The organism is Frateuria flava (genome assembly GCF_017837635.1).
Taxonomy (GTDB): Bacteria; Pseudomonadota; Gammaproteobacteria; order Xanthomonadales; family Rhodanobacteraceae; genus Frateuria_A; species Frateuria_A flava.
Genome location: NZ_JAGJRS010000013.1, coordinates 142823 through 163592, shown reverse-complemented (window position 1 = coordinate 163592; position 20770 = coordinate 142823). Strand labels below are relative to the sequence as shown.

Genomic DNA, 20770 nt, shown 5'->3' with positions numbered 1-20770 from the left:
TATGCTCTGACTTGGGACGGGAGATGCATAACAAGATGAAACCGGAAGACATTCCGTTCGGTTACCTGCTCAGCGACGTCACTTTGCTGTTCCGCAAGCATTTCGACCGGCGAGCCGTGCGTTTCGGACTGACTCGCGCGCAGTGGCGGGCGATCAAGATGCTCCACCACCGGGGCGAGAATCTCCGCCAGACGGAACTTGCCGAGCTGCTCGAGATGGAACCCATCGCGGTAGGCCGCGTGATCGATCGCCTGCAGACGGCCGGCTTCGTCGAACGCCACCCCGACCCGAAGGACCGCCGCGCCTGGCGATTGCACCTGACGGCGCGTGCGCGTGCGGTGATCGACGACATGCAGGACATCGGCCGCGGCCTGCGCAAGGACGCCACCGCCGGCATCAGTGCCGAGGAGCTGAGCCAGGCACTGGCGGTGATCGGCCGGATCAAGGACAACCTGCAGGCGCTGGAGCAGGGCGAAGACGGGGCCGATTAGAGCCCGAAACAGGGACCGCGCGGCTGCTTCTGCTGCCCGGAACGTTGCTTCCGCCCGGACCCCAGGCCCTCTGGCAGGGGGCACGACCGCCCGCTTGGCTGAAAATGGCCGCGACAGGTAAACCGCTGGCCGCCTGCCGCGTTGTGGCAGGTTCGCACCATGGCACAGGCCTGCCCGCGCGCTGACCGTGCGGGGCCCCCGAAACGAACGCGCGCATGTCCTCGAAGAAAATCCTGCTGCTCCTGGCCGTCCTGGTGCTCGTCGCCGTCGGCGTGCATTTCGCCTGGCGAACGGATTCGGCCGCGCCGGTCGATGCGAAGCCGGCGGACCGGGCCGTCCCGGTGCAGGCGGCAGTGGCCCGGCAGGGCGACCTGGACCTTTCGCTCACGCTGGTCGGCCGCGCCGAAGCGTGGTCCAGCGTGACCCTGCGCGCGCAGGTGTCCGGCCAGCTCGAGTCGCTCGCCTTCCAGCCGGGCAGCCGGGTGAAGAAGGGCCAGTTGCTGGCCCGGCTCGACACGCGCCTGCTGCAGGCACAGCTGGACCAGGCGCGCGGCCTGGTGGCGCGTGACCAGGCGCAGCTGAAGAAGGCCCAGGCCGACCGCGAGCGCTACGCCGACATGCTGGGCAAGGGCTACGTGTCCAAGGCCGACTTCGACACCTACCAGGCCAACCTCGCCGTGGCGCAGGCCACGCTGCAGGCCGATCGCGCCGCGCAGGAACTGGCCCAGGCCAACCTCGACTACGCCTGGATCGTCGCGCCGTTCGACGGCGTCACCGGCGCGCCGCTGGTCTGGCCCGGCGCGCAGGTCAGCGCGCAGACCACCGACATCGTGGTGCTCAACCAGGTGCAGCCGATCCGGGTCGCGTTCAGCCTGCCGGAGGCGAGCCTTGGCGCCGTGCGTGAGGCGCTGGCGCGTGGGACGGTCACCGTGCACGCGACCGTACCCGGCCAGTCGACTTCGCTCGCTGGCACGCTGCAGTTCATCGACAACGCGGTGGACAACACCACCGGCACCATCCTGCTCAAGGCGCGCTTCGAGAACCCCGACATGCGCCTGACGCCGGGGCAGTTCGCGCAGGTCAGGCTGCCCACCACGCGCATCCGCAATGCGGTGTCGGTGCCGGTGACTGCGCTGCAGAGTTCCTCGCGCGGCAGCTTCGTCTTCGTGGTCGGGCCGGACGATACCGTCGCGCAACGCTACGTCACCACCGGGCCGGCGGCGGGCGGGCAGCAGGTCATCGCCACCGGGCTGAAGGCCGGCGAGCGGGTGGTGACCGAAGGGCAAATGCTGCTGGTCGACGGGACGAAAGTCCGTGTGGCCTCGTAGCCGCCTTGCACCCTCTCCCCTGCGGGGAGAGGGCTGGGGTGAGGGGCCGGGGCTCGCGGGAAGCCTTCTGCAAGGCCAGGACAAATCGTTACAAGCCCTCGCACGAACAACCTCCCCCGCAAGCGTCACCCCTCACCCCAACCCTCTCCCCGGAGGGGAGAGGGAGCCGGATCAGGAGTAATTGGTCGACCCCATGAACATCCCCCAGCTCTGCATCCGCCGCCCGGTGATGACCACGCTGCTGATGGCCGCGCTGCTGGTGTTCGGCATCGTGGCCTACCCGCGGCTGCCGGTGAACGAACTGCCGAACGTCGACTTCCCCACCATCAGCATCAGCGCCAGCCTGCCCGGCGCCTCGCCCGAGACGATGGCCTCCGCGGTCGCCACGCCGCTGGAAGGCAAGCTCTCGACCATCGCCGGCATCGAATCGATGAGCTCGACCAGCGCGCTGGGGTCGACCTCGATCACGCTGACGTTCGAGCTGGACCGAAACATCGATGCCGCGGCGCAGGACGTGCAGGCGGCGATCTCCTCGGCACAGCGCCAGTTGCCCCGGGAGATGACCACGCCGCCGACGTTCCGCAAGGTCAATCCGGCGGACGCGGCGATCCTGTACCTGGCCATGAGTTCCTCCACGCTGCCGCTCACCCAGGTGGACGAGTACGCCGAAACCGAGCTTGCGCAGCAGCTTTCGATGGTCGACGGCGTGGCGCAGGTGAACGTGTACGGCTCGCAGAAGTACGCCGTGCGCATCAGCCTGGATCCGGACAGGCTCGCCGCCAGCGGGATCGGCATCGACCAGGTGCAGGCGGCGGTGGCCAACGCCAACGTCAACAAGGCCACCGGATCCCTTTACGGACAGCGCCAGCAGCTGCCGATCCGCAGCGACGGCCAGCTCGAGCGCGCGGCCGCCTACAACGACGTGGTGGTGGCGTACCGCAACGGCGCGCCGGTGCGGGTGGGCGATCTCGGCGAGGCGCGCGACAGCGTGCAGGACGACCAGAAGGCGAGCTGGTTCAACGGCGAGCGCGCCATCGTGCTCGCGATCCAGCGCCAGCCCGGGGCCAACACGGTCGAGACGGTCGACCGCATCAAGAAAGTGTTGCCCGGCTTCGAGGCCGGCCTGCCACCCTCGGTGAAACTGCAGGTGTTGTACGACCGCTCGCAATCGATCCGCGCCTCGGTCGACGACGTGCAGTTCACCCTGGTGCTCGCCGGCGTGCTGGTCGTGCTGGTGATCTACCTGTTCCTGGGCAACCTGTCAGCCACGTTGATCCCCGCGGTGGCGCTGCCGATCTCGATCATCGGCACGTTCGGGGTGATGTATGCGCTCGGCTACAGCCTGGACAACCTCTCGCTGCTGGCGCTCACCCTCGCGGTCGGCTTCGTGGTCGACGATGCCATCGTGATGCTGGAAAACATCGTGCGCCACATCGAGGCGGGCCAGGCGCCCTTCGACGCCGCGGTCCGGGGCGCCGGCGAGATCGGCTTCACCATCTTCTCGATGACGCTGTCGCTGATCGCGGTGTTCATCCCGGTGATGTTCATGGGCGGCATCGTGGGGCGGCTGTTCCACGAGTTCGCGGTGGTGATCAGCGTGGCGATCCTGATCTCCGGCGTGGTGGCCATCACGCTGACGCCGATGCTGTGCAGCCGCTTCGTCAGGGCGCACGACCATGACGCCAAAAACTGGTTGATCGGCGGCTTCGACCGCGGCTTCAACGCCGTGCACCGCGGCTACCTGGGCAGCCTGCGCTGGTGCATGGACCGCCCGCGGCTGGTGCTGGCCGCCTTCGTGGCGAGCCTCGTCGTCACCGCGCTGCTGTTCGCGGTCGCGCCGAAGGATTTCATCCCCGCCGGCGACAGCGGCCAGCTGCGCGTCAACACCGAAGGCCCGGAAGACATCTCTTACGACGCGATGGTCGCGCGCCAGCGGGAACTGGCCGACATCGTGGCGAAGGATCCGAACCTGGCCGGCTACATGTCCAGCGTCGGCGCGGGCGGCTCGCGCGCCACCGTCAACAACGGCTCGATCCTGCTGCTGCTCAAGCCGGCCAGCCAGCGTGCGCTCGACGTCGACGGCGTAATGGAGGAGCTGCGCCGCAAGTTCGCCCAGGTACCCGGCATCCGCACCTACATCCAGAACCCGCCGGCGATCCGCGTGGGCGGCCGGCAGAGCAAGTCCGAATACCAGTACACGCTGCAGTCGATCCACATCGACGCCCTGTACGACTGGTCGGCCAGGGTCACCCATGCCTTCGCCGCGCTACCGGGCTTCCAGGACGTCACCAACGACCTTGACCTGAACAGCCCGTCGATCGTGGTGCAGGTCAATCGCGACAGGCTCGCCCCGCTCGGTCTGTCCATGGCGCAAGTGCAGGACGCGCTCGGCGCGGCTTTCGGCGAAAACCAGGTCTCCACCATCTACGGCGCGGCCAGCCAGTACTGGGTGATCCTGCAGGTCAAGCGCGCGCTGCAGGACGACCCGGCCGTGCTCTCGCGCCTGTACGTCACCTCCGACACTGGCAAGGCGGTGCCGCTGGATACGGTCGCCAGCTTTGCACGCAAGCCGCAGGTGCTCACCGTCAACCACCAGGGCCAGCTGCCGGCGGTGACGGTGTCGTTCAACCTGGCGCCCGGGGTGAGCCTGAGCGAGGCGGTCGGCGAGATCGACGACGCCGTGGCGACGATGGGTCTGCCCGCCACCATCAGCGGTTCGATCCAGGGCACCGCGCAGGCGTTCGCCGATTCGATGCAGGGCATGGGCCTGTTGCTGCTGCTCGCGGTATTCGTGATCTACCTGGTGCTGGGCATCCTGTACGAGAGCTTCATCCATCCGCTGACGATCCTCTCAGGCCTTCCGGCGGCGGCGGTCGGCGCGTTGCTCACGCTGGTGCTGTTCGGCGCCTCGCTGGACCTGTTCGCGTTCGTCGGCATCGTGATGCTGATCGGCATCGTCAAGAAGAACGCGATCATGCTGATCGACTTCGCGCTGGAGCGGCAGCGCGAGGAAGGCATGGCGCCGGCCCAGGCCATCTTCGACGCCTGCCGTGTACGCTTCCGCCCGATCATGATGACCACCATGGCCGCCTTCGCCGGCACGCTGCCGATCGCCATCGGCTTCGGCGCCGGCGCCGACGTGCGCCGCCCGCTGGGCTTGGCGGTGGTCGGCGGCCTGGTCGTCTCGCAGGTGCTGACCCTGTACCTGACCCCGGTGATCTACCTGTACCTGGACCGCCTGCAGCAGCGCTTCGTGCGCAAGCCGCGGATGCGCGTGCTGCCGGACTGAGGTCGCCGGAACTCCTGCAGGGGATCCGGGCGATGCCGCATAATCGAGCGATGAACCGCCGGACGCCCGCTTGAGCACCACAGCCCCGCCCCCGCTGTTCTCGGTGGTGCCCCCGGGGTTGTTCGCCCCGCTGGCCAGCGCCAACCGCGAACGCTACTGGGCGCTGCTCTGCCGGCTGTTCGACCAGTTCTTCGGCCCGGACGCGCCGTTGCCGCCCAGCACCGGCTTCCAGCGCCGCGAAATCACCGGCGCGCTGGAGAACTACCTGCTCACCGACGATCCCTGGGTCAATGACGGCGGGATCGACGAAGCCGACGATGGCGCAGTGCCGGGCGCCTCGCTGGCCGATCGCGCCAATGCCATCTACGAGCGCTTCCGCTCCACCGGCTGGCTGCGCCAGGAGCGCGTGGGTGCGCGCGAGATGGTGTCGATGATGCCGGCGGTAGCGCAGTTCCTCTCCACGCTCGCGGAGTTCGCCGAACACGGGCCGACCTTCGTCTCGGCCAAGGTGCGTTCGATCGAGCTGCAATTGCAGCAGGTGGTCGAGGGGAAACTTGCCGGCGATGCACTGGACGAGGCGGCCGACCAGGCGCGCCGGCTGCTGGTTTCGCTCTCCTCGATGAGCCTGAAGGTGCGCGACCTGATGCCGGAGCTCTCGCGTGCCGAGACCACTGCGCAGTTTGCGCGGCAATGGTTCGAGCGTTACGTCTCCAGCTTTTTCGTCGGCGACTATGCCGACCTGCACAAGGCCGACCATCCGCTGGCCCGGCGCAGCGCGATCCTCTCGATGGCGCAGCAGATCGAGGGCACCGAGCTGCGCGACACGCTGCTCGGCTGGTATCGCGAACACCTGACCGCCGGCGATGCCGAGCGCGCCGAATTGCGACTGCAGCGCAGCCTGCGCCGGCTGTACGAGCTGGAACGCATCGACGAATACTTGGGTCGCCTGGACGAGGACATCCGGCATGCCAACCGTCGCGCGCTGGCCTTCCTCGACTACCGCCTGCGCGCGCCCGACAAGCTCGATGTGCTGCTGCGACGCGCCTGCCGCGGCGTGCTGCAGGCGCCCGAAGACGAGTTGCGCCTGCCGGTGGCGCCCGGCGCGTTGATGGACGACACCCAACTGCGCCCGCCACGCCGCAAGCCGCAGCCGATCCCGCGCAGCGCCAACGCCGCGCAGCAGCCCACGCCCGAACAGCTCGCGCGACTGAGCCTGCTGCGCCGGATGAAGCGCGCGCGGCTGGTTACCCCCGAGGACATGGCGCGCTACGTTGGCCGCCACCTGAGAGAAGGTGCAGTCGATTCGAGCGAACTGGAGGTGGCGTCCATCGCGGACCTGCGCGCTTACCAGACCCTGCTCACCCTGGCCCTGCGCAGCCACCGCATCGGCGGCCTGCGTCGCGACGACCCGCTCGGCCGACTGCTGCGCGGCTTTCGCGTCGAACTGATCGACGCGGGCGAGCGCGCCGACAACGGCTACCTGCGCGCGCCACGCTTCGCTATCCACCGACTGAAGTCCGCATCCGTGAAGATCCGCGCATGAAACGCAGCTGGAATACCTTGAGCCAGCAATCCAACGGTCTCTACGCCGTGGCCGACTTCGAGCGTGCTGCCTACCGCCTGGTCACCGAGCAGGTGCTCTACGCCGGCGACCGCGGCACCAGGGTGGCCTACCACCTGGTCGAGGACCACTTCGACGATTTCGTCGCCGCGCTCGCCCCGCTCGGTATCCGGCTGGATCGCAACGCGCACTACCGCTATGTGGTCGCGCTGCCGGCGCACGGCGAAGGTTCGCCAGTGACGCTCGACGAAACGCTGTTGCTGCTGGTGCTGCGCCAGCGCTACGACGAGGCCATGCGCCAGGGGCAAATCGAGGACCAGGGCGAAGTCATCGTGGAACTGCCCGAGCTGCAGGAGGCCTACCAGGCGCTGGTCGGCCGGCCCATGCCCGAAACCGGTGCGCTGCGCACGCTCGCCCGCACGCTCAGGCGCTGGGGCGTGTGCCGGCTGGTCGACTCGGAAGCCGACGATCCGCAACCGTTCCACCTGCGCGTGCGCCCGGCCATCGTCGAGGTGGTCGGCGAGACGTGGCTGCAGCGGCTGGACCAGCACAACCGCGACGAGGACGAGGACGCCGTCGAGGCCACGGAGGACGACGATGCAGCTGCTTGAGCGCGTGCACCTGGTGCAGTTCTTCCTGTTCGAGGCGCAGACGCTGACGCTGGACGCCACCAGCGCGATCATCGCGCCCAACGGCGCCGGCAAGAGCGCACTGCTGGATGCACTGCAGATCGTGCTGCTCGGCGGCGACCGCAGCCGCATCCGCTTCAACGCGCAGGCCGGCGGCAGCGCCCGCGCGCGCAGCATCCGCGATTACTGCCTGGGCACCTGGCGCAGCGGCGAGGAAGGGCGCAAGCGGCGCACCGCCACCACCTATGTCACGCTGGTCTTCCGCGACCAGGACAGCGGCCTGCCGCTGACTGCCGGCATCGCGCTGGGCGCCTCCGCGGACGAGCCGGACCACCGCGTCTACGGCCAGTACATCCTGCCTGGCGTGGCGCTGGAACTGGAGGATCACCTCGAGCGCGGCAAGGGCAGGGAATTGCCGCTGGAATGGGCCACCTTCAAGGAGCTGGCCGTGCGACGTTGCCGCGAGGCTGGCACGAAGCCCGAGCTGCATCCGACCAGCGAGCGCTTCGTCAAGGACCTCCTGTTCCGCCTGCGCGCCGCGCCCACCGCCCACCCGGACCTCAATGCCTACCGCAAGGCTTTCCAGAACGCGCTCAACCTGCAGCGCGTGGAAGACGTGGACCTGTTCGTGCGCACGCTGGTGGCCGAGGACCGGCCCACCGACATCGGCCGCTTCCGCGCGCTGCTGGACACCTTCCGCCAGCTCAAGGAAAAGATCGAGCAGGTGGTGCAGCGCATCGGCGCGGCCGAAGCGGTGGAGCAGCAGTACGCGAAGATTGCCGCGCAGGCGGTGCGTGCCGCCAGCTACCGCGCGCTGGCCGCCGAGTACGCACGCGACCTGCTGGCCGAGCAGGTGGACCAGGCCGAGACGGCCTGCGCCTCGACCTCGCGGCAACTGGCCGACACCCGCCGCGCGCTGGACGAGGCCACGGCCGAGCAGCAGTCGTCCGAGGATGCCCACGCCCAGGCCCAGGCACGCCTGCAGGGCAGCCAGGGTTACGGCGAGCAGGCGCAGATCGACGAGCTGGCCGGGCGCGACCGCGGCGAGCTGGCCCGACTGCAGCGCGAATTGCTCAAGCACGTGGCCTACGTGCGCGACCAGTGGCAGCTCGCCGCGAAACTCGAGCTGCCTACGCTGGATGGCGCCGCGCTGGCGCGGGCGCAGGCGGTGTGGAGCGAGTGGTATGCCGCGCTGGCTGCCTTGCCGGCCGAAGCCGCGCTGCCGTGGGAGGCCGCGGCGATTCACTCGCAGGCCCGCCAGGCGCTGGCTGTCACCCAGCCACTGATCGCCGCCGTGGATGCCCATGCCCGCGCGCTGCATGCACGTTTCGACGAGGCGCAAGGCCGGCTCGCTGCCGCGCGGCAGAACCAGAAGCGGCTCGCCGCAGGACAGGCAGAGCTCAACCCCGATGCCGTGCGCCTGATGAACTACCTGCAGGACGAGGGCATCGCCGCGCGCCCGGTGTGCGACCTGGTGCGCGTGGCCGATCCGGCCTGGCAGCCGGCGATCGAGGCGTACCTGCGCAGCAACGTCGAGGCGCTGCTGGTCCCCGCCGCCGACGAGGAGCGTGCCGTACGGCTGTATCGCGCGCTGAGTGGCGGGCGCAGCGTGTACGGTGTCAAGCTCGCCCTTTCCAGCCAGGCGCGCGGCGCCCGTGCTGCCGAGTCCGGCAGCGTGGCGGCCCTGCTCGAAGGCGACAACGTCGAGGCGCTGGCCTTCCTGCGCCGCCAGCTCGGCGAGCTGCGTTGCGTGGAGACCGAGGCCGAGCTGATCGCCACGCGCCAGGGCCTCACCCGCGATGGCCTGCTGGCCAAGGGCGGCAGCATCGAGCGGCTGCGCCTTCCGGCCGGCGGCGAACTGAAGATCGGCGCCACCGACAATCGCGCCCGTCTGCGCGTGTTGCGCGAAGAGCTGGACGCCGCCGAGCGCGACGTGCGCGCACTGGAACCGCCACTGCGTCGCGCCGAGGCCTGCCAGCGCGGCCTGGCGCCGCTGTCAGATCCGGAGGTGATCGCGCAGTCGCTGCATGACGTGGTGCTGGAACACCGCGCGGTCGAACGCCGCTACCGCGATGCGCAGCAGGACCGCGCCGCGGCGCTCGACCCGGATTTGCTGCGCCTCTCCGAACAGGTGCGCGAACTGGCCGCGCAGGTGGCCGCCTGCCGCAAGCACCGCGACGAACTGCTCGGCAAGGTGGCGGTGCAGGAGGGCGAGGAGAAGTCGGCGCAGCGCCTGCTCGAAGGCCTGCGCGCGCAGGAGGACCTGGTCGCGCAGCGCGCGGTCGAGGCCTTCCGCCACCCGGACGTCGATCCCAATCGCGTCGAGCGCCAGCGCGAGGAACTGGACACCAAGCTGACCACGCTGAAGGAGCGCAGCGACCGTTGCGAGGACCGCGCCCGCGACAGCGACCGGCAACTGGCCGGCCTGCTGCCCGAGGCGTGGAGCACACTGGCGCAGTACGCCAAGGACCACGGCCTGGAGGTCGATTTCGCGCCCGACGCCTGGCGCGACTCGCGCACGTTGCTGGCGAAGGAGCTGGCCCACCTGCGTGACACCGAGCTGGCCAACTACCAGGGCGAAGCCGAGCAGGCCTACGCCACCGCGGTGGAAACCTTCCGCGCCAACGTCGCCTCCGCGCTGTACGACAACTTCAGCAAGCTCAAGTACCAGATCCACACGCTCAACCGCACGCTGCGCGCCAGCCCCGCGTTTTCCAACAACGAGCGCTACCAGTTCCACTACGAGGTGGCGCCGGAGTACCGCGAGCTGCACCGCTTCATCCAGCGCGTGGCCGATGTCGGCGGCGAGGACAACCTGTTCGGCAACGCCGGCGAGGTGCCGCCGGCCTTCCGCGAACTGATCGAGGACAACCTGGCCACCCGTGCCGCCGCCTCGCCACTGGACGACTACCGTCGGTTCTTCCGCTTCGAGGTGCAGATCCGCCACGACGAGCGGGTGATCGGCACGCTCAGCGAGCGCATGCGGTCAGGTTCCGGCGGCGAACATCGCGCACCGCTGTACGTGATCGCCGGCGCGGCGCTGGCTGCGGCCTACGGCAAGAGCGAGGCGCACCCGGACGGCATCGGCCTGATCCTGCTGGACGAGTTCGGCGACAAGATCGACGCGCAGAACGCGCGCGCCACCGTCGACTACCTGCGCTCGCTGGGCCTGCAGCTCGTGCTGGCCGCGCCGGACACCGCACAGGGCACGCTCTCGGGCGTGCTGGAGAGCTACATCGAGCTGTTCCGCGACGGTGACCTGCTGCAGGCCGAGCGCATCGAGGTCAAGCCGGCCGCGCGCGCGCTGCTGCTCAGCGACCAGTTCGACCTGCACCCGGAGCTGCTGGCCGAGGAGGCCGCGCGTATCGCCAGCGAGCAGACCCCTGCGTGAGCCCCGCCCGGCAGGTACTCGAACGCCTGTTCCGCCGCGCCGAAAGCGCGTGCCGGCGGGGTGCCGACGCGCGCGTCTCGCTGTCGATGACCCATGCCGCCGACTACACCTCGCTGCGCTCGCTGGGCGAGCTCGAGGCCTTTCATGCCGCGGTGGCGCTGGCCGAGCGCGAAGGCGCGATCCTCGTCCGGCGCGAGGGCCGCAGCGGCGACGGCTCCAGACTGCTGCGCCTGACCGTGGCCGACCCGGCGGCGCTGGCCCGGCATCTGGAATTGCCGCTGCTCGGTGACCAGGTGGCGGCGGCCGCGCGCGAGCTCGAGCCATGGATCGCGCGCTTTCCGGTGATCGCCGAAGCGCTCGAAGCCTGGGGCCAAGGTCGCAAGGTGCGCGGCGTGGGGGCCGAGGCGGCCGCCGATCTCGCCGCGGCCGCCAGGGCGGTCGCCGCACGCGAGGAAGATGCCGGCCACGAGCGCGTCCTGCGCCGCGAGAGCGCGCGCCTGCTAGGCGACAGCAAGCGACTGGAAAGGCTCAGCGCGTGGCTGGACTTGCTGGTGACCGGTGAACTCGCGGCCAGCGGCTGGCCGAAGGAGGATGTCTGGGCGGCCATCGGCCTTCGCCGCGAACCGCAGCCGATGCTGCTCGCCGGCGACGGCACGGTTGACCTGGCCGGCACCACGTTGCCGCTGGTGCGGCCGTACCTGGGCCTTCCGGTCGAGCGTGTCCAAGCCGTGGCGACCCGCGCCGCCTGCGTACTGACCATCGAGAACCTGGCCACTTTCCACGAGGCGGCCGTCGTCGCCGCAGGCGCGCCGGTACTGTTGATCTACACCGGCGGCATGCCCTCGCCCGCATGGCGCGCCGCCTACGTGCGCATCCTGCGCGGGATGGATGCGCAGCCGTCGGTCCTCCACTGGGGCGACATCGACGAGGGCGGCTTCCGGATCGCCGCCGTACTGGCACAGGCGGTAAAAGATGCGGCGTGCGTCTTGCGGCCTTGGATGATGTCGCCAGCCGACCTCCCGCCAGACGCGCCCGGCGCCCGCGAACCGACCGCCGCCTCGCTGGCGCGCATGTGCCGGTGGGCGGAACGTGCCGGCTGGAACGTGGTGGCGGAGGCACTGCGGCGTCGGCCGGTCCAGCTCGAACAGGAATCGCTCGTCCCGTTGCTGCCCACCGGTTCAGTTTGCACCCGAAGCTGACGTATCCGGGAAGGGCAGGCGTTCGGCGAAATCGAAGGCGAGTTGTCGCGGGATGCGTTCGCGTCGGTATCGGCGCCACGGCCCGAGCCTCAGCGCCGCACGATCCGCTGGCGACTCGAGGGGAAGGACGTGCTGACGCGCGATGGCGCGCCGCGCCTTGGCGCAGCAGTGGTAGGCGTGCGCAACGGAGATCAGCAGGCGACCGGCGACAGTGCGCATGCGATTGTCGTGGGCGCGTAGCAGCAGTGCCCAGGCGAGCGCGAGGGACAGCGGCAGGCTCGCCTCGTCCGGCGGTTCGCGAACGCTCTCGCCGGCTAGGAGATGCGAAAGCGGATCGCGGCCCTCGTCGCTGACCAGCCGCCCCATCAACGGATGCGCGGCACCGGTTTCGCAGTCGCCGTGCACTGCGTGATCCAGTCGCGTCGCATAGCGGAACCGGCGGTCGCCGTAGACCAGCTTCCGGCGCAGATCGACGATGACCTGTGCCTGCACTACAGGGTCGAGAAAATCCGGCTTGGCGCCCGACCCTGACGCGAGCTCGCCGGCCGTGAGCTACGCTTCCTGGCAGACGTCTTCGTATCGATGTTCGCCTTTCGTGGCGAAGGCAATGCTCCGCAGCACATCGGCGTGTTGCCGCAGGAAACGCGAGAAGTCATCCATCAGAGGTGATCGGGTGCCATGGGTCCGTGGCCGTTCTACGCGCACGGCGTGACGGCCGGATGAAACGGCAACTGCTGGCGCGGTTCGCTATGCTGGCCCTCCGCCAAGAACGGAGTTCTGCCATGGGTCGCTTCGCGCTACCGTCCCTGGGTCTGCTCGGCCTGCTACTCGCGACCGGTTGTTCCACCTGGGCGAACGAACCGGGCCAACTCGACGATGCCGCGCTGGCCGCCTATGCGGCCAAATCGTTCGACAAGCAGGCGATGATGGGCCAGACCGTCGAGCTCGGCCGCAACCGTGGCGTGCCGGTGGTGGCCTGGTTTCCCTGTTCAGACGTGTGCCCGCAATACACCGTGCGGATCATCCACTACCGTGTTCCCGAAGGCAGCGATTGCGCCGCTGCCGGTGGCGTGGAGAAGACCGTGGCGGTACCGGTCGCGATCGCGGTGCTGCCCAGGACCTTCTGCGTGCCGAAGGTGCTGGTGGAAAGCGGGGCCTACTACACCCGTTAGCGGCAGGCGGCGCAGGGTGGAATGAAGCCACCCTACGCGTTGCCCCGCCGAGGTCAGTCGCCGGCGCCGTCGTCGGCGAAGGCGCCGGGGGCGGAGCCGAAGTCGCCGTCGGCCTGCGCGGCCATGTACGAGAACGCGGCGTACACGGCCACGTTCTGCGCCAGGTCCTTCGGGTCGATCTTGTCGAAGGTGTCGTTGGCGGTGTGGTGCCAGTCGAAGTAATAGGTGCCGTCCTGGGTCAGCGACAACGCGGCCATGCCCTTGCCGTGCATCTGCGACAGGTCCGAGCCGCCGCCGCCAGGGCGCTTGGCGTCATAGGCCACGCCGATCGGCGCGAGCACCTTGGCGATCTGTTCGATCGCGCCGCGCGCCTGCGGCTTGACGCTGGCGCTCATGCGCCAGATCCGGCCGGAGCCGAAATCCGACTCCGTGCCGAGCTGGAACTTGCCCACCTCGTCCGCGTGCTTCTCGGCATAGGCGCGGCCGCCCCACAGGCCCATTTCCTCGTTGGCGAAGGCGATCACGCGGATGGTGCGGTCGGGTCGCTGCGGCAGGTCGTGGATCAGCTTGGCCGCACCCATGGCGATGGCCACGCCGGCGGCGTCGTCGATCGCGCCGGTGCCCAGGTCCCAGGAATCCAGGTGGCCGCCGATGGCGACGACCTGGTCCGGGTACTTCGCCCCGGTGATCTCGCCGATCACGTTGGCGCCGGTGTATTCGCCCTCGATGCCGCAGTCGAGGTCCAGCTTCACCGTGACCGGCTTGTCATAGGCGAGCACGCGTTCGAGCTGGTCGGCATCGGGATTGGACAGGGCAGCGGCGGGAATCGTCTTGGCCGGGTCGCGGAAGCCGGTGACGCCGGCGTGCGGCGTGCGGCTTTCCGGGTCGGTGCCGGCCGAGCGCAGCAGGAAGCCGGCCGCGCCCTTGGCCTGGGCGATCACCGGCCCTTGCGTGCGGATCGCCGAGCCCATGCCGTAGTCGTGGCCGTCCTTGTGCCGCTGCATGCGGAAGCCGATGTAGACGATCTTGCCCTTCACGCGCGCCGGGTCGGCGTTCTTGAGCGCATCCAGGCTGGCGAAGCGGACCACCTGCGCGGTCAGGCCACCCTTGGGCGTGCCCGGCGAATAGCCCAGCGAGGTCAGCGCCAGCGACTGCGGGAAGGGCGAGACGATCGCGCCGCTCTCGCTGTGGCGCACCCACTTCGGATAGGTGACCGGCTCGGTGTAGACCTTGTCGAAGCCTAGTTCCCTGAACTTGGCGATCGCCCACTCCACGCCGCGCTTGTCGGCCGGGCTGCCGGCAAGGCGCTGGCCCACCTCGGTGGTCAGCGATTCGGCAATGCGGTAGCCGGTATCGTCATGCATCGCCTTGTCGCGCAGCTGTTCGGCCGTCTTTACTGCTGCGGCGGGAATGGTGGTGTCGGCCGCGCAGGCGACGGTGCTGGCCAGCAACAGGCTGGCGGCGAGCAGGGTGAGGGAAGGACGGCGCATCGGGGGGACTCCACATGGGATGAACGCCCGATTATTGGGGCCGCGGCAGGTAACGGCGTAGGCCAGAAGTCACGCTGTTCTCCCAGGAGCCCCCATCCCGCCTGTCGGCACCTTACCCCCGCGTTCGCGGGGGAAGGCCCGGGAAGGAGGTGCTATGGCCCGATCTTCCCGGTTGCACAGGAAGGCCCGGGATCGAGGCGTGGCGGTTTGATCCTTCCCCCGTTCACGGGGGAAGGTGCCCGAAGGGCGGATGGGGGAGGCATTGCGACGGACCCATCGAGGCAACGCGCTCCCGAGGCGGCGACCCTACGCCTTGTTCTTCAACAGATCACGGATCTCGGTGAGCAAGACTACGTCCGGCGGCTGCACGGCCGGCTTGTCCTCCGGCTTGGGCGCCAGGCGGTTGATCGCCTTGACCAGCAGGAAGATCACGAAGGCGATGATCAGGAAGGTGATCACCGTATTGATGAAGGCGCCGTACTGGATCGCCACTTCCGCCGTCTTGGTCGCCGGGTCGGCCGGCTTGAGCACCCACTTGAGCCGCGAGAAATCCACGCCACCGGTGGCCAGTCCGATCGGGGGCATGATCACGTTGTCGACCAGCGAGCTGACGATCTTGCCGAACGCGCCGCCAATGACCACGCCGACGGCGAGGTCGATCACGTTGCCGCGCATGGCGAACTTCTTGAATTCCTCCAGCATGCTCATGGCTGTGTCCTTAGGTTGCGTTGGGATGACTGCGGAGCGGCCGGCCTCAGGCCATCCGGCCGTCCAGCACGGCGATGCCCTCGAGCTCGGCGTGGAAACGGTCGCCGCGGTGCAGCGCGGCGACGCCGGCCGGCGTGCCGGTGAACAGCAGGTCGCCCGGCTTGAGTTCGAACAGGCGCGACAACGCCGCGATGATCGCCGGCACGTCGTGCACCATGTCCGCCAGCGTGGCCTGCTGGCGCAGCACGTCGTTCACCTCCAGGCTGAGCCGCGTCTGCGGGCCGGGCCGGCCCTGCTCGACCGGGCGCAGCGCGGAGACCGGCGCGGAATGGTCGAACGCCTTGGCGACGTCCCACGGGTGGCCCTTGGCCTTGGCCTGGGCCTGCAGGTCGCGCCGGGTCAGGTCCAGCCCCACGCCGTAGCCGAACACCAGGGTGTCGGCGAGGTCGGCCGTGAGGTCGCGCCCGCCGCCGGCGAGCGCCACCACCATCTCCACTTCGTGGTGCAGCTCGGACGTGGCGGTGGGATAGGGCACGTCGGCGCCGTCGGTGACCACCGCATCGGCCGGCTTGCAGAAGAACATCGGCTGTTCGCGATCGACCGTGGCGCCCATCTCGCGCGCGTGGTCGGCGAAATTGCGGCCGATGCAGAAGATCCGGCGCACCGGGAAACGGTCGTCGCTGCCGAGCACCGGCAGGCTGGGGACGGCGGGCAGGGGAATGGCATAGCGCATCGCGCGAGCCTAGCAGACCGCACCGTCGTCTGGACGCCAAGGCACGCGCCCCGGCCGGTCACCTTCACGGCCGCCCCGGGCCCGCGTGACACCTGTCATTGCCGATGGCTGATGGCGCAACCTGCCGCCGGATGCCGGTTTGCCGCATCTTTTCCCCTCGCGTAGGGGATGACGGAAAACCAAGGCATGGACAACGGCGAACTGCTCAGGCAGCTGAAGATCGATCGCGGCCACCGCGAAGCGGTGAGCACCGCACCCGTGCGCTGGCCGTGGATTGCCGGCGGCGTCATGCTGGTGCTGCTGGCGCTGGGCATCGGCGGCTGGTGGATGTTCGGCCACCGGCCGCTGGTGGTGCAGACGGCCACGGCCGCGGCGCCCGCCGGCGGCGAAGCCGGCGCGGTGCTGCAGGCCACCGGCTACGTCACGGCACGGCGCCAGGCCACGGTTTCGGCGCAGATCACCGGCACGCTCACCGACGTGCTGATCGAGGAAGGCGACCACGTCACCAAGGGCCAGGTGCTGGCGCGGCTGGAGGACAGCGCCTACCGCGCCAACCTCGACGCCGCCCAGGCCAGCGCCCGCGCGGCGCAGGCGCAGGTGGGCCAGCTCCAGGCGCAACTGATCCAGGCCCGGCACGATGCGGCCCGGCAGGACGCGCTGGTCGGCCGCGGACTGGTGGCGAAGCAGGCGGCCGAGCAGGCGCACACCCAGGTCACCGCACTCGCCGCCCAGCTCAACGCGCAGCGCCGCCAGGCCGAGGCCGCGCAGGCACAGGCGAAGGTGGCCCAGGTCGACTTCGACTACACCGTGGTGCGCGCGCCGTTCGACGGCGTGGTCACCGACAAGGCCGCGCAGGTTGGCGAGATCATCTCGCCGCTGTCGGCCGGCGGCGGCTTTACCCGCACCGGCGTGGGCACGATCGTCGATATGGATTCCCTCGAGGTCGATGTCGACGTCAACGAGGCCTACATCGGCCGCGTCAAGCCGCACATGCCGGCCGAGGCGGTGCTGGACGCCTATCCGGACTGGCGCATCCCGGCCCACGTGATCGCCATCGTGCCGGCCGCCGACCGCGGCAAGGCGACGGTCAAGGTGCGCGTAGCGCTGGAGAACAAGGACCAGCGCATCGTGCCGGACATGGGCGTGCGTGTGTCGTTCCTGGAAGCCCGGCCCAAGGCCGCCGCGCAGGTGCCGCGCGGCGTGCTGGTGCCGGCGGCGGCGATCGCGCAGCGCGACGGGCACGAGGTGGTTTTCGTGGTGCAGGGCGAGCGCGTGCAGCAGCGGCCCGTGCAATCGCAGGCGCGCGGCGACCAGCGCCTGGTGTCCGAGGGCGTGCAGCCCGGCGAGACGGTGGTGGTGTCGCCGCCGGCCGAACTGCGGGATGGCACCGCGGTGCGTGTCGAGAACAAGCAGTCCTGAACGTCGAATGCAGTGGCGGGCGCCCGATCGTGGGCGCGCGCGAAGGCACCAGCAAACCATTACGGCTGACCGGAGAGAGCCCATGGGCAACCTGATCGAAACCCGCGACCTGGCCAAGGTCTACACGCGCGGCAAGCAGAAGGTCGAAGTGCTTCACCACATCGACCTGGACATCGCCGAGGGCGACTTCCTCGCCCTGATGGGCCCCTCGGGCTCGGGCAAGACCACGCTGCTCAACCTGATCGGCGGGCTGGACACGCCCAGTGCCGGCATCATCAGCGTCGGCGGCCAGCGCATCGACCAGCTCGGCGCCGGCGCGCTGGCCAAGTGGCGCGCCGCCAACGTCGGCTTCGTGTTCCAGTTCTACAACCTGATGCCGATGCTCTCGGCGCAGCGCAACGTCGAGCTGCCGCTGCTGCTGACCAGGCTGTCCTCGGCCGAGCGGCGGCAGCGTGCCTCGATCGCGCTGCAGCTGGTGGGGCTGGCCGACCGCGCTTCGCACAAGCCGACCGAGCTGTCGGGTGGCCAGCAGCAGCGCGTGGCGATCGCCCGCGCGATCGTCTCCGACCCCACGCTGCTGGTCTGCGACGAGCCCACCGGCGACTTGGACCGCCAGTCCGCCGAGGACGTGCTGGGCCTGCTGCGCACGCTCAACCGCGAGCACGGCAAGACCATCGTGATGGTCACTCACGACCCGAAGGCCGCCGAGTACGCCAACCACACGCTGCATCTGGACAAGGGCACGCTGGTCGAGCAGGCAATCGCCTGAGGAGGCTCGCATGAAATACCTGCACCTGATCTGGGCCGCGCTGTGGCGGCGCAAGACGCGCACGATCCTCACGCTGGTGTCGATCCTGGCGGCGTTCCTGCTGTTCGGCATGCTCGACGGCGTGCGCACCAGCTTCGCCAACGCGGGCAAGAGCGCCGCCGGCGCCGAGCGCCTGCAGACCGGCTCGAAGCTTTCCTTCATCGAGACCCTGCCGCAGTCGCTGCAGGCGCGCATGGAGCAAGTGCCGGGCGTGAAGATGGTGGCCTACGCCAACTGGTTCGGCGGCGCCTACCAGGACCCGCACAACCAGATCTTCACCTTCGCGGTGAGCGACAACTACGTGGACATGTACCCGGAGGTCGCGGTTTCGCCGGCCGAACGCAAGGCCTTCGAACAGACCCGCACCGGCGTGCTGGTCGGCGACCTGCTGGCGAAGAAGTACCACTGGAAGGTCGGCGACAAGCTGCCTCTGCAGTCGAACATCTTTCCCAACCGCGACGGCAGCAAGAACTGGAGCTTCGACATCGTCGGCGTGATCCACGCGAGCAAGCCCGACGACAAGCAGATGCTCCAGGGCGGCATCCTGATGCACTGGAAGTACTTCGACGAGTCCAACCCGTACAACCGTGGCCGGGTGGGCTGGTACGTCACCCGCGTGAACGACGCCAGCCAGTCCGACCGCGTGGCGAACGCGATCGACGCGCTGTCGGCCAACTCGGATCACGAAACCCGGACGATGACCGAACAGGCCGCGATGGCACAGTGGATCAAGCAGATGGCCGACGTCGGTTTCATCGTCGTGTCGATCATGGGCGCGGTGTTCTTCACCCTGCTGCTGCTGACCGGCAACACGATGGCGCAGGCGGTGCGCGAGCGCACCTCGGAACTGGCCGTGCTCAAGACCATCGGCTTCTCCAGCGTCAGCGTGCTGGGCCTCGTGCTGGCCGAGTCGGTGGCGCTGGTGCTGCTGGGCGGCGTGCTGGGGCTGGGGCTGGCCGCGGTGCTGGGACCGTTGCTCAGCGCAGGAACTGGCGGGATGGTCAGCATGCCGCCGGTGCCGGCGAGCAGTTGGGCGATCGGCGTCGCGCTGATGCTGGCGATCGGCCTCCTGGTCGGCTTGCTGCCCGCGATGCGCGCGATGCGCCTGAACATCGTCGATGCACTGGCCGGGCGCTAAAGGAGAAAGCCATGAAATCGTTTCTGCGTGGAGTCCTGCTCGCCCTGGTGGTGGTGGCGAGCATCGTGGCCTGGGCCGCGCTGCCCTGGCCGGTGTTGCTGGCGCTGGCGGTGCTGTTCCTGTTGTGGATGCAGCTGACCCGCGCCGGCCGGCAGGCCGGTTCGGCCACCAGCGTGGGCGTTAGCACGCTGCCCCAGCGCATCGGCTCGTCGTCGGTGGTGGTGGTCGGCATCGCCGGCGTGGTGGCGGTGCTGGTATCGCTGCTGGCGATGGGCGTGGGCTACAGCGAGGCGCTCAGCAACAGCGGCAGTACCGATACGGCCATCGTGTTGCGCGGTGGCTCGGCCTCGGAAGTCTCCTCGGTGCTCGAACACGACGCCGTCCTCGCCATCGCCGAGGCGCCCGGCATCGCACGCGACAAGGCCGGCAAGCCGATTGCCTCGCCCGAACTGGTGGTCGCGGCCAACCTGCCGCTCCGTGATGGCAGTGGCGACGAGGGCAGCGTGCAGCTGCGCGGCGTCGGTGACCAGGCCTGGGCAGTGCGCCCCGAGGTGAAGATCATCGCCGGGCGCACGTTCAAGCCGGGCCTGCGTGAGCTGGTGGCCGGCAAGGGCGCGCAGCGCCAGTTCGCGGGGCTGGCGCCGGGAAGCCAGATCAAGCTGGGCAGCCAGCTGTGGACGGTGACCGGCATCTTCGCCTCCGGCAACGCCACCGATTCGGAATTGTGGAGCGATGCCGACGTGGTCGCCTCGGCGTACCGGCGCGGCAGCAGCCGCACCTCCGTGTTCGCCCGGCTGACCGGCGCCAACGCCTTCGACGGATTCAAGGCCGCGCTCAAGGGCGACCCGCGCCTGCAGGTTGACGTCCAGACCACCCTCGACTACTTCAGCAAGCAGTCCGAGCAGACCAGCCAGGCGATCCGGATCATCGGCATCGTGGTGGGCGTGATCATGGCGATCGGCGCGGTGTTCGGCGCGCTCAACACCATGTTCGCTGCGGTCGCCGGCCGCGCCCGCGAGATCGCCACGCTGCGCGCGATCGGCTTCCGCGGTACGCCGGTGGTGGTGGCGGTGATGCTCGAAACCATGCTGCTTGCGCTGCTCGGCGGCGTGCTCGGCGGGTTGCTGGCGTGGCTGGCGTTCAACGGCTTCGCCGCCTCGACGCTCGCCGCGGGCACTACCGCGCAGATGAGCTTCCAGCTGCACGTGACGCCCGCCCTGTTGTGGACCGGCCTCAAGTGGGCGCTCGCGATCGGCTTCATTGGCGGCCTGTTCCCGGCCGTGCGCGCTGCACGGCTGCCAGTGACCACGGCACTGCGCGAGTCGTGAGCCAGGAAACGTAGGGTGGGCTTCAGCCCACCATCCCCTCTCGCGAACGGGTGGATGGTGGGCTGAAGCCCACCCTACGTGCCTGC

The 20770-nt window shown here is 69.5% G+C and carries 16 protein-coding genes; 12 read left to right on the top strand and 4 right to left on the bottom strand.

Features of this window, described 5'->3' with window-relative positions:
* Window positions 1-23: 23 nt before the first annotated feature.
* From J7I44_RS06045 to J7I44_RS16955, 7 genes are all read left to right on the top strand, one after another.
* Complete coding sequence (locus tag J7I44_RS06045; RefSeq protein ID WP_209617404.1) at window positions 24-491, top strand: MarR family winged helix-turn-helix transcriptional regulator; 468 nt, start codon at window positions 24-26, stop codon at window positions 489-491.
* 215 nt (window positions 492-706) lie between these two features.
* A complete protein-coding gene (locus J7I44_RS06040) occupies window positions 707-1819 on the top strand; it encodes an efflux RND transporter periplasmic adaptor subunit (RefSeq protein ID WP_209617401.1) in 1113 nt (370 codons plus the stop codon).
* Window positions 1820-2012: 193 nt separating this feature from the next.
* Window positions 2013-5108 carry an efflux RND transporter permease subunit gene (locus tag J7I44_RS06035; protein WP_209617398.1) on the top strand — a complete coding sequence of 1032 codons (3096 nt, stop codon included), beginning with the start codon at window positions 2013-2015 and terminating at the stop codon, window positions 5106-5108.
* A 70-nt stretch (window positions 5109-5178) separates the two neighbouring features.
* Window positions 5179-6651 carry a Wadjet anti-phage system protein JetA family protein gene (locus J7I44_RS06030; RefSeq protein WP_209617395.1) on the top strand — a complete coding sequence of 491 codons (1473 nt, stop codon included), beginning with the start codon at window positions 5179-5181 and terminating at the stop codon, window positions 6649-6651.
* Entirely contained in the window at window positions 6648-7280 is a 633-nt protein-coding gene (locus J7I44_RS06025) for a DUF4194 domain-containing protein (RefSeq protein WP_209617392.1), read from the top strand. Before J7I44_RS06030 ends, J7I44_RS06025 begins: the two co-directional genes overlap by 4 nt.
* The gene (locus J7I44_RS06020) at window positions 7267-10689 is read left to right on the top strand and encodes an SbcC/MukB-like Walker B domain-containing protein (protein ID WP_209617389.1); all 3423 of its coding nucleotides are present in this window, start codon (window positions 7267-7269) and stop codon (window positions 10687-10689) included. The genes J7I44_RS06025 and J7I44_RS06020 overlap by 14 nt, the downstream gene beginning before the upstream one ends.
* Window positions 10686-11888, top strand: coding sequence for a Wadjet anti-phage system protein JetD domain-containing protein (locus J7I44_RS16955; protein WP_209617387.1), 1203 nt, complete (start codon window positions 10686-10688; stop codon window positions 11886-11888). Before J7I44_RS06020 ends, J7I44_RS16955 begins: the two co-directional genes overlap by 4 nt.
* On the opposite strand, the gene J7I44_RS06010 is transcribed toward J7I44_RS16955, so the two are convergent.
* Window positions 11868-12380, bottom strand: coding sequence for a hypothetical protein (locus tag J7I44_RS06010; protein ID WP_209617386.1), 513 nt, complete (start codon window positions 12378-12380; stop codon window positions 11868-11870). The genes J7I44_RS16955 and J7I44_RS06010 overlap by 21 nt on opposite strands.
* Before the next feature lie 290 nt (window positions 12381-12670).
* On the opposite strand from J7I44_RS06010, the gene J7I44_RS06005 reads away from it, so the two are divergent.
* On the top strand, window positions 12671-13060 hold the full coding sequence (locus J7I44_RS06005) for a hypothetical protein (protein WP_209617384.1): 390 nt from the start codon (window positions 12671-12673) through the stop codon (window positions 13058-13060).
* A gap of 53 nt (window positions 13061-13113) precedes the next feature.
* On the opposite strand, the gene J7I44_RS06000 is transcribed toward J7I44_RS06005, so the two are convergent.
* The 3 genes from J7I44_RS06000 to J7I44_RS05990 form a co-directional block, all read right to left on the bottom strand.
* A complete protein-coding gene (locus tag J7I44_RS06000) occupies window positions 13114-14550 on the bottom strand; it encodes a M20/M25/M40 family metallo-hydrolase (protein WP_209617382.1) in 1437 nt (478 codons plus the stop codon).
* A gap of 306 nt (window positions 14551-14856) precedes the next feature.
* A complete protein-coding gene (gene mscL, locus J7I44_RS05995) occupies window positions 14857-15258 on the bottom strand; it encodes a large-conductance mechanosensitive channel protein MscL (RefSeq protein WP_209617380.1) in 402 nt (133 codons plus the stop codon).
* A gap of 46 nt (window positions 15259-15304) precedes the next feature.
* Entirely contained in the window at window positions 15305-15991 is a 687-nt protein-coding gene (locus J7I44_RS05990; RefSeq protein WP_209617378.1) for a fumarylacetoacetate hydrolase family protein, read from the bottom strand.
* A gap of 186 nt (window positions 15992-16177) precedes the next feature.
* Between J7I44_RS05990 and J7I44_RS05985 the strand changes: the two genes are divergently transcribed.
* The 4 genes from J7I44_RS05985 to J7I44_RS05970 all read left to right on the top strand — a co-directional run bounded on the left by J7I44_RS05985 (window position 16178) and on the right by J7I44_RS05970 (window position 20684).
* Complete coding sequence (locus J7I44_RS05985; RefSeq protein WP_209617375.1) at window positions 16178-17410, top strand: efflux RND transporter periplasmic adaptor subunit; 1233 nt, start codon at window positions 16178-16180, stop codon at window positions 17408-17410.
* Between the two features lie 82 nt (window positions 17411-17492).
* Window positions 17493-18179 carry an ABC transporter ATP-binding protein gene (locus tag J7I44_RS05980; protein WP_245187962.1) on the top strand — a complete coding sequence of 229 codons (687 nt, stop codon included), beginning with the start codon at window positions 17493-17495 and terminating at the stop codon, window positions 18177-18179.
* 10 nt (window positions 18180-18189) lie between these two features.
* Complete coding sequence (locus J7I44_RS05975; protein ID WP_209617371.1) at window positions 18190-19356, top strand: ABC transporter permease; 1167 nt, start codon at window positions 18190-18192, stop codon at window positions 19354-19356.
* A gap of 11 nt (window positions 19357-19367) precedes the next feature.
* On the top strand, window positions 19368-20684 hold the full coding sequence (locus tag J7I44_RS05970) for an ABC transporter permease (protein ID WP_209617368.1): 1317 nt from the start codon (window positions 19368-19370) through the stop codon (window positions 20682-20684).
* Window positions 20685-20770 lie beyond the last annotated feature (86 nt).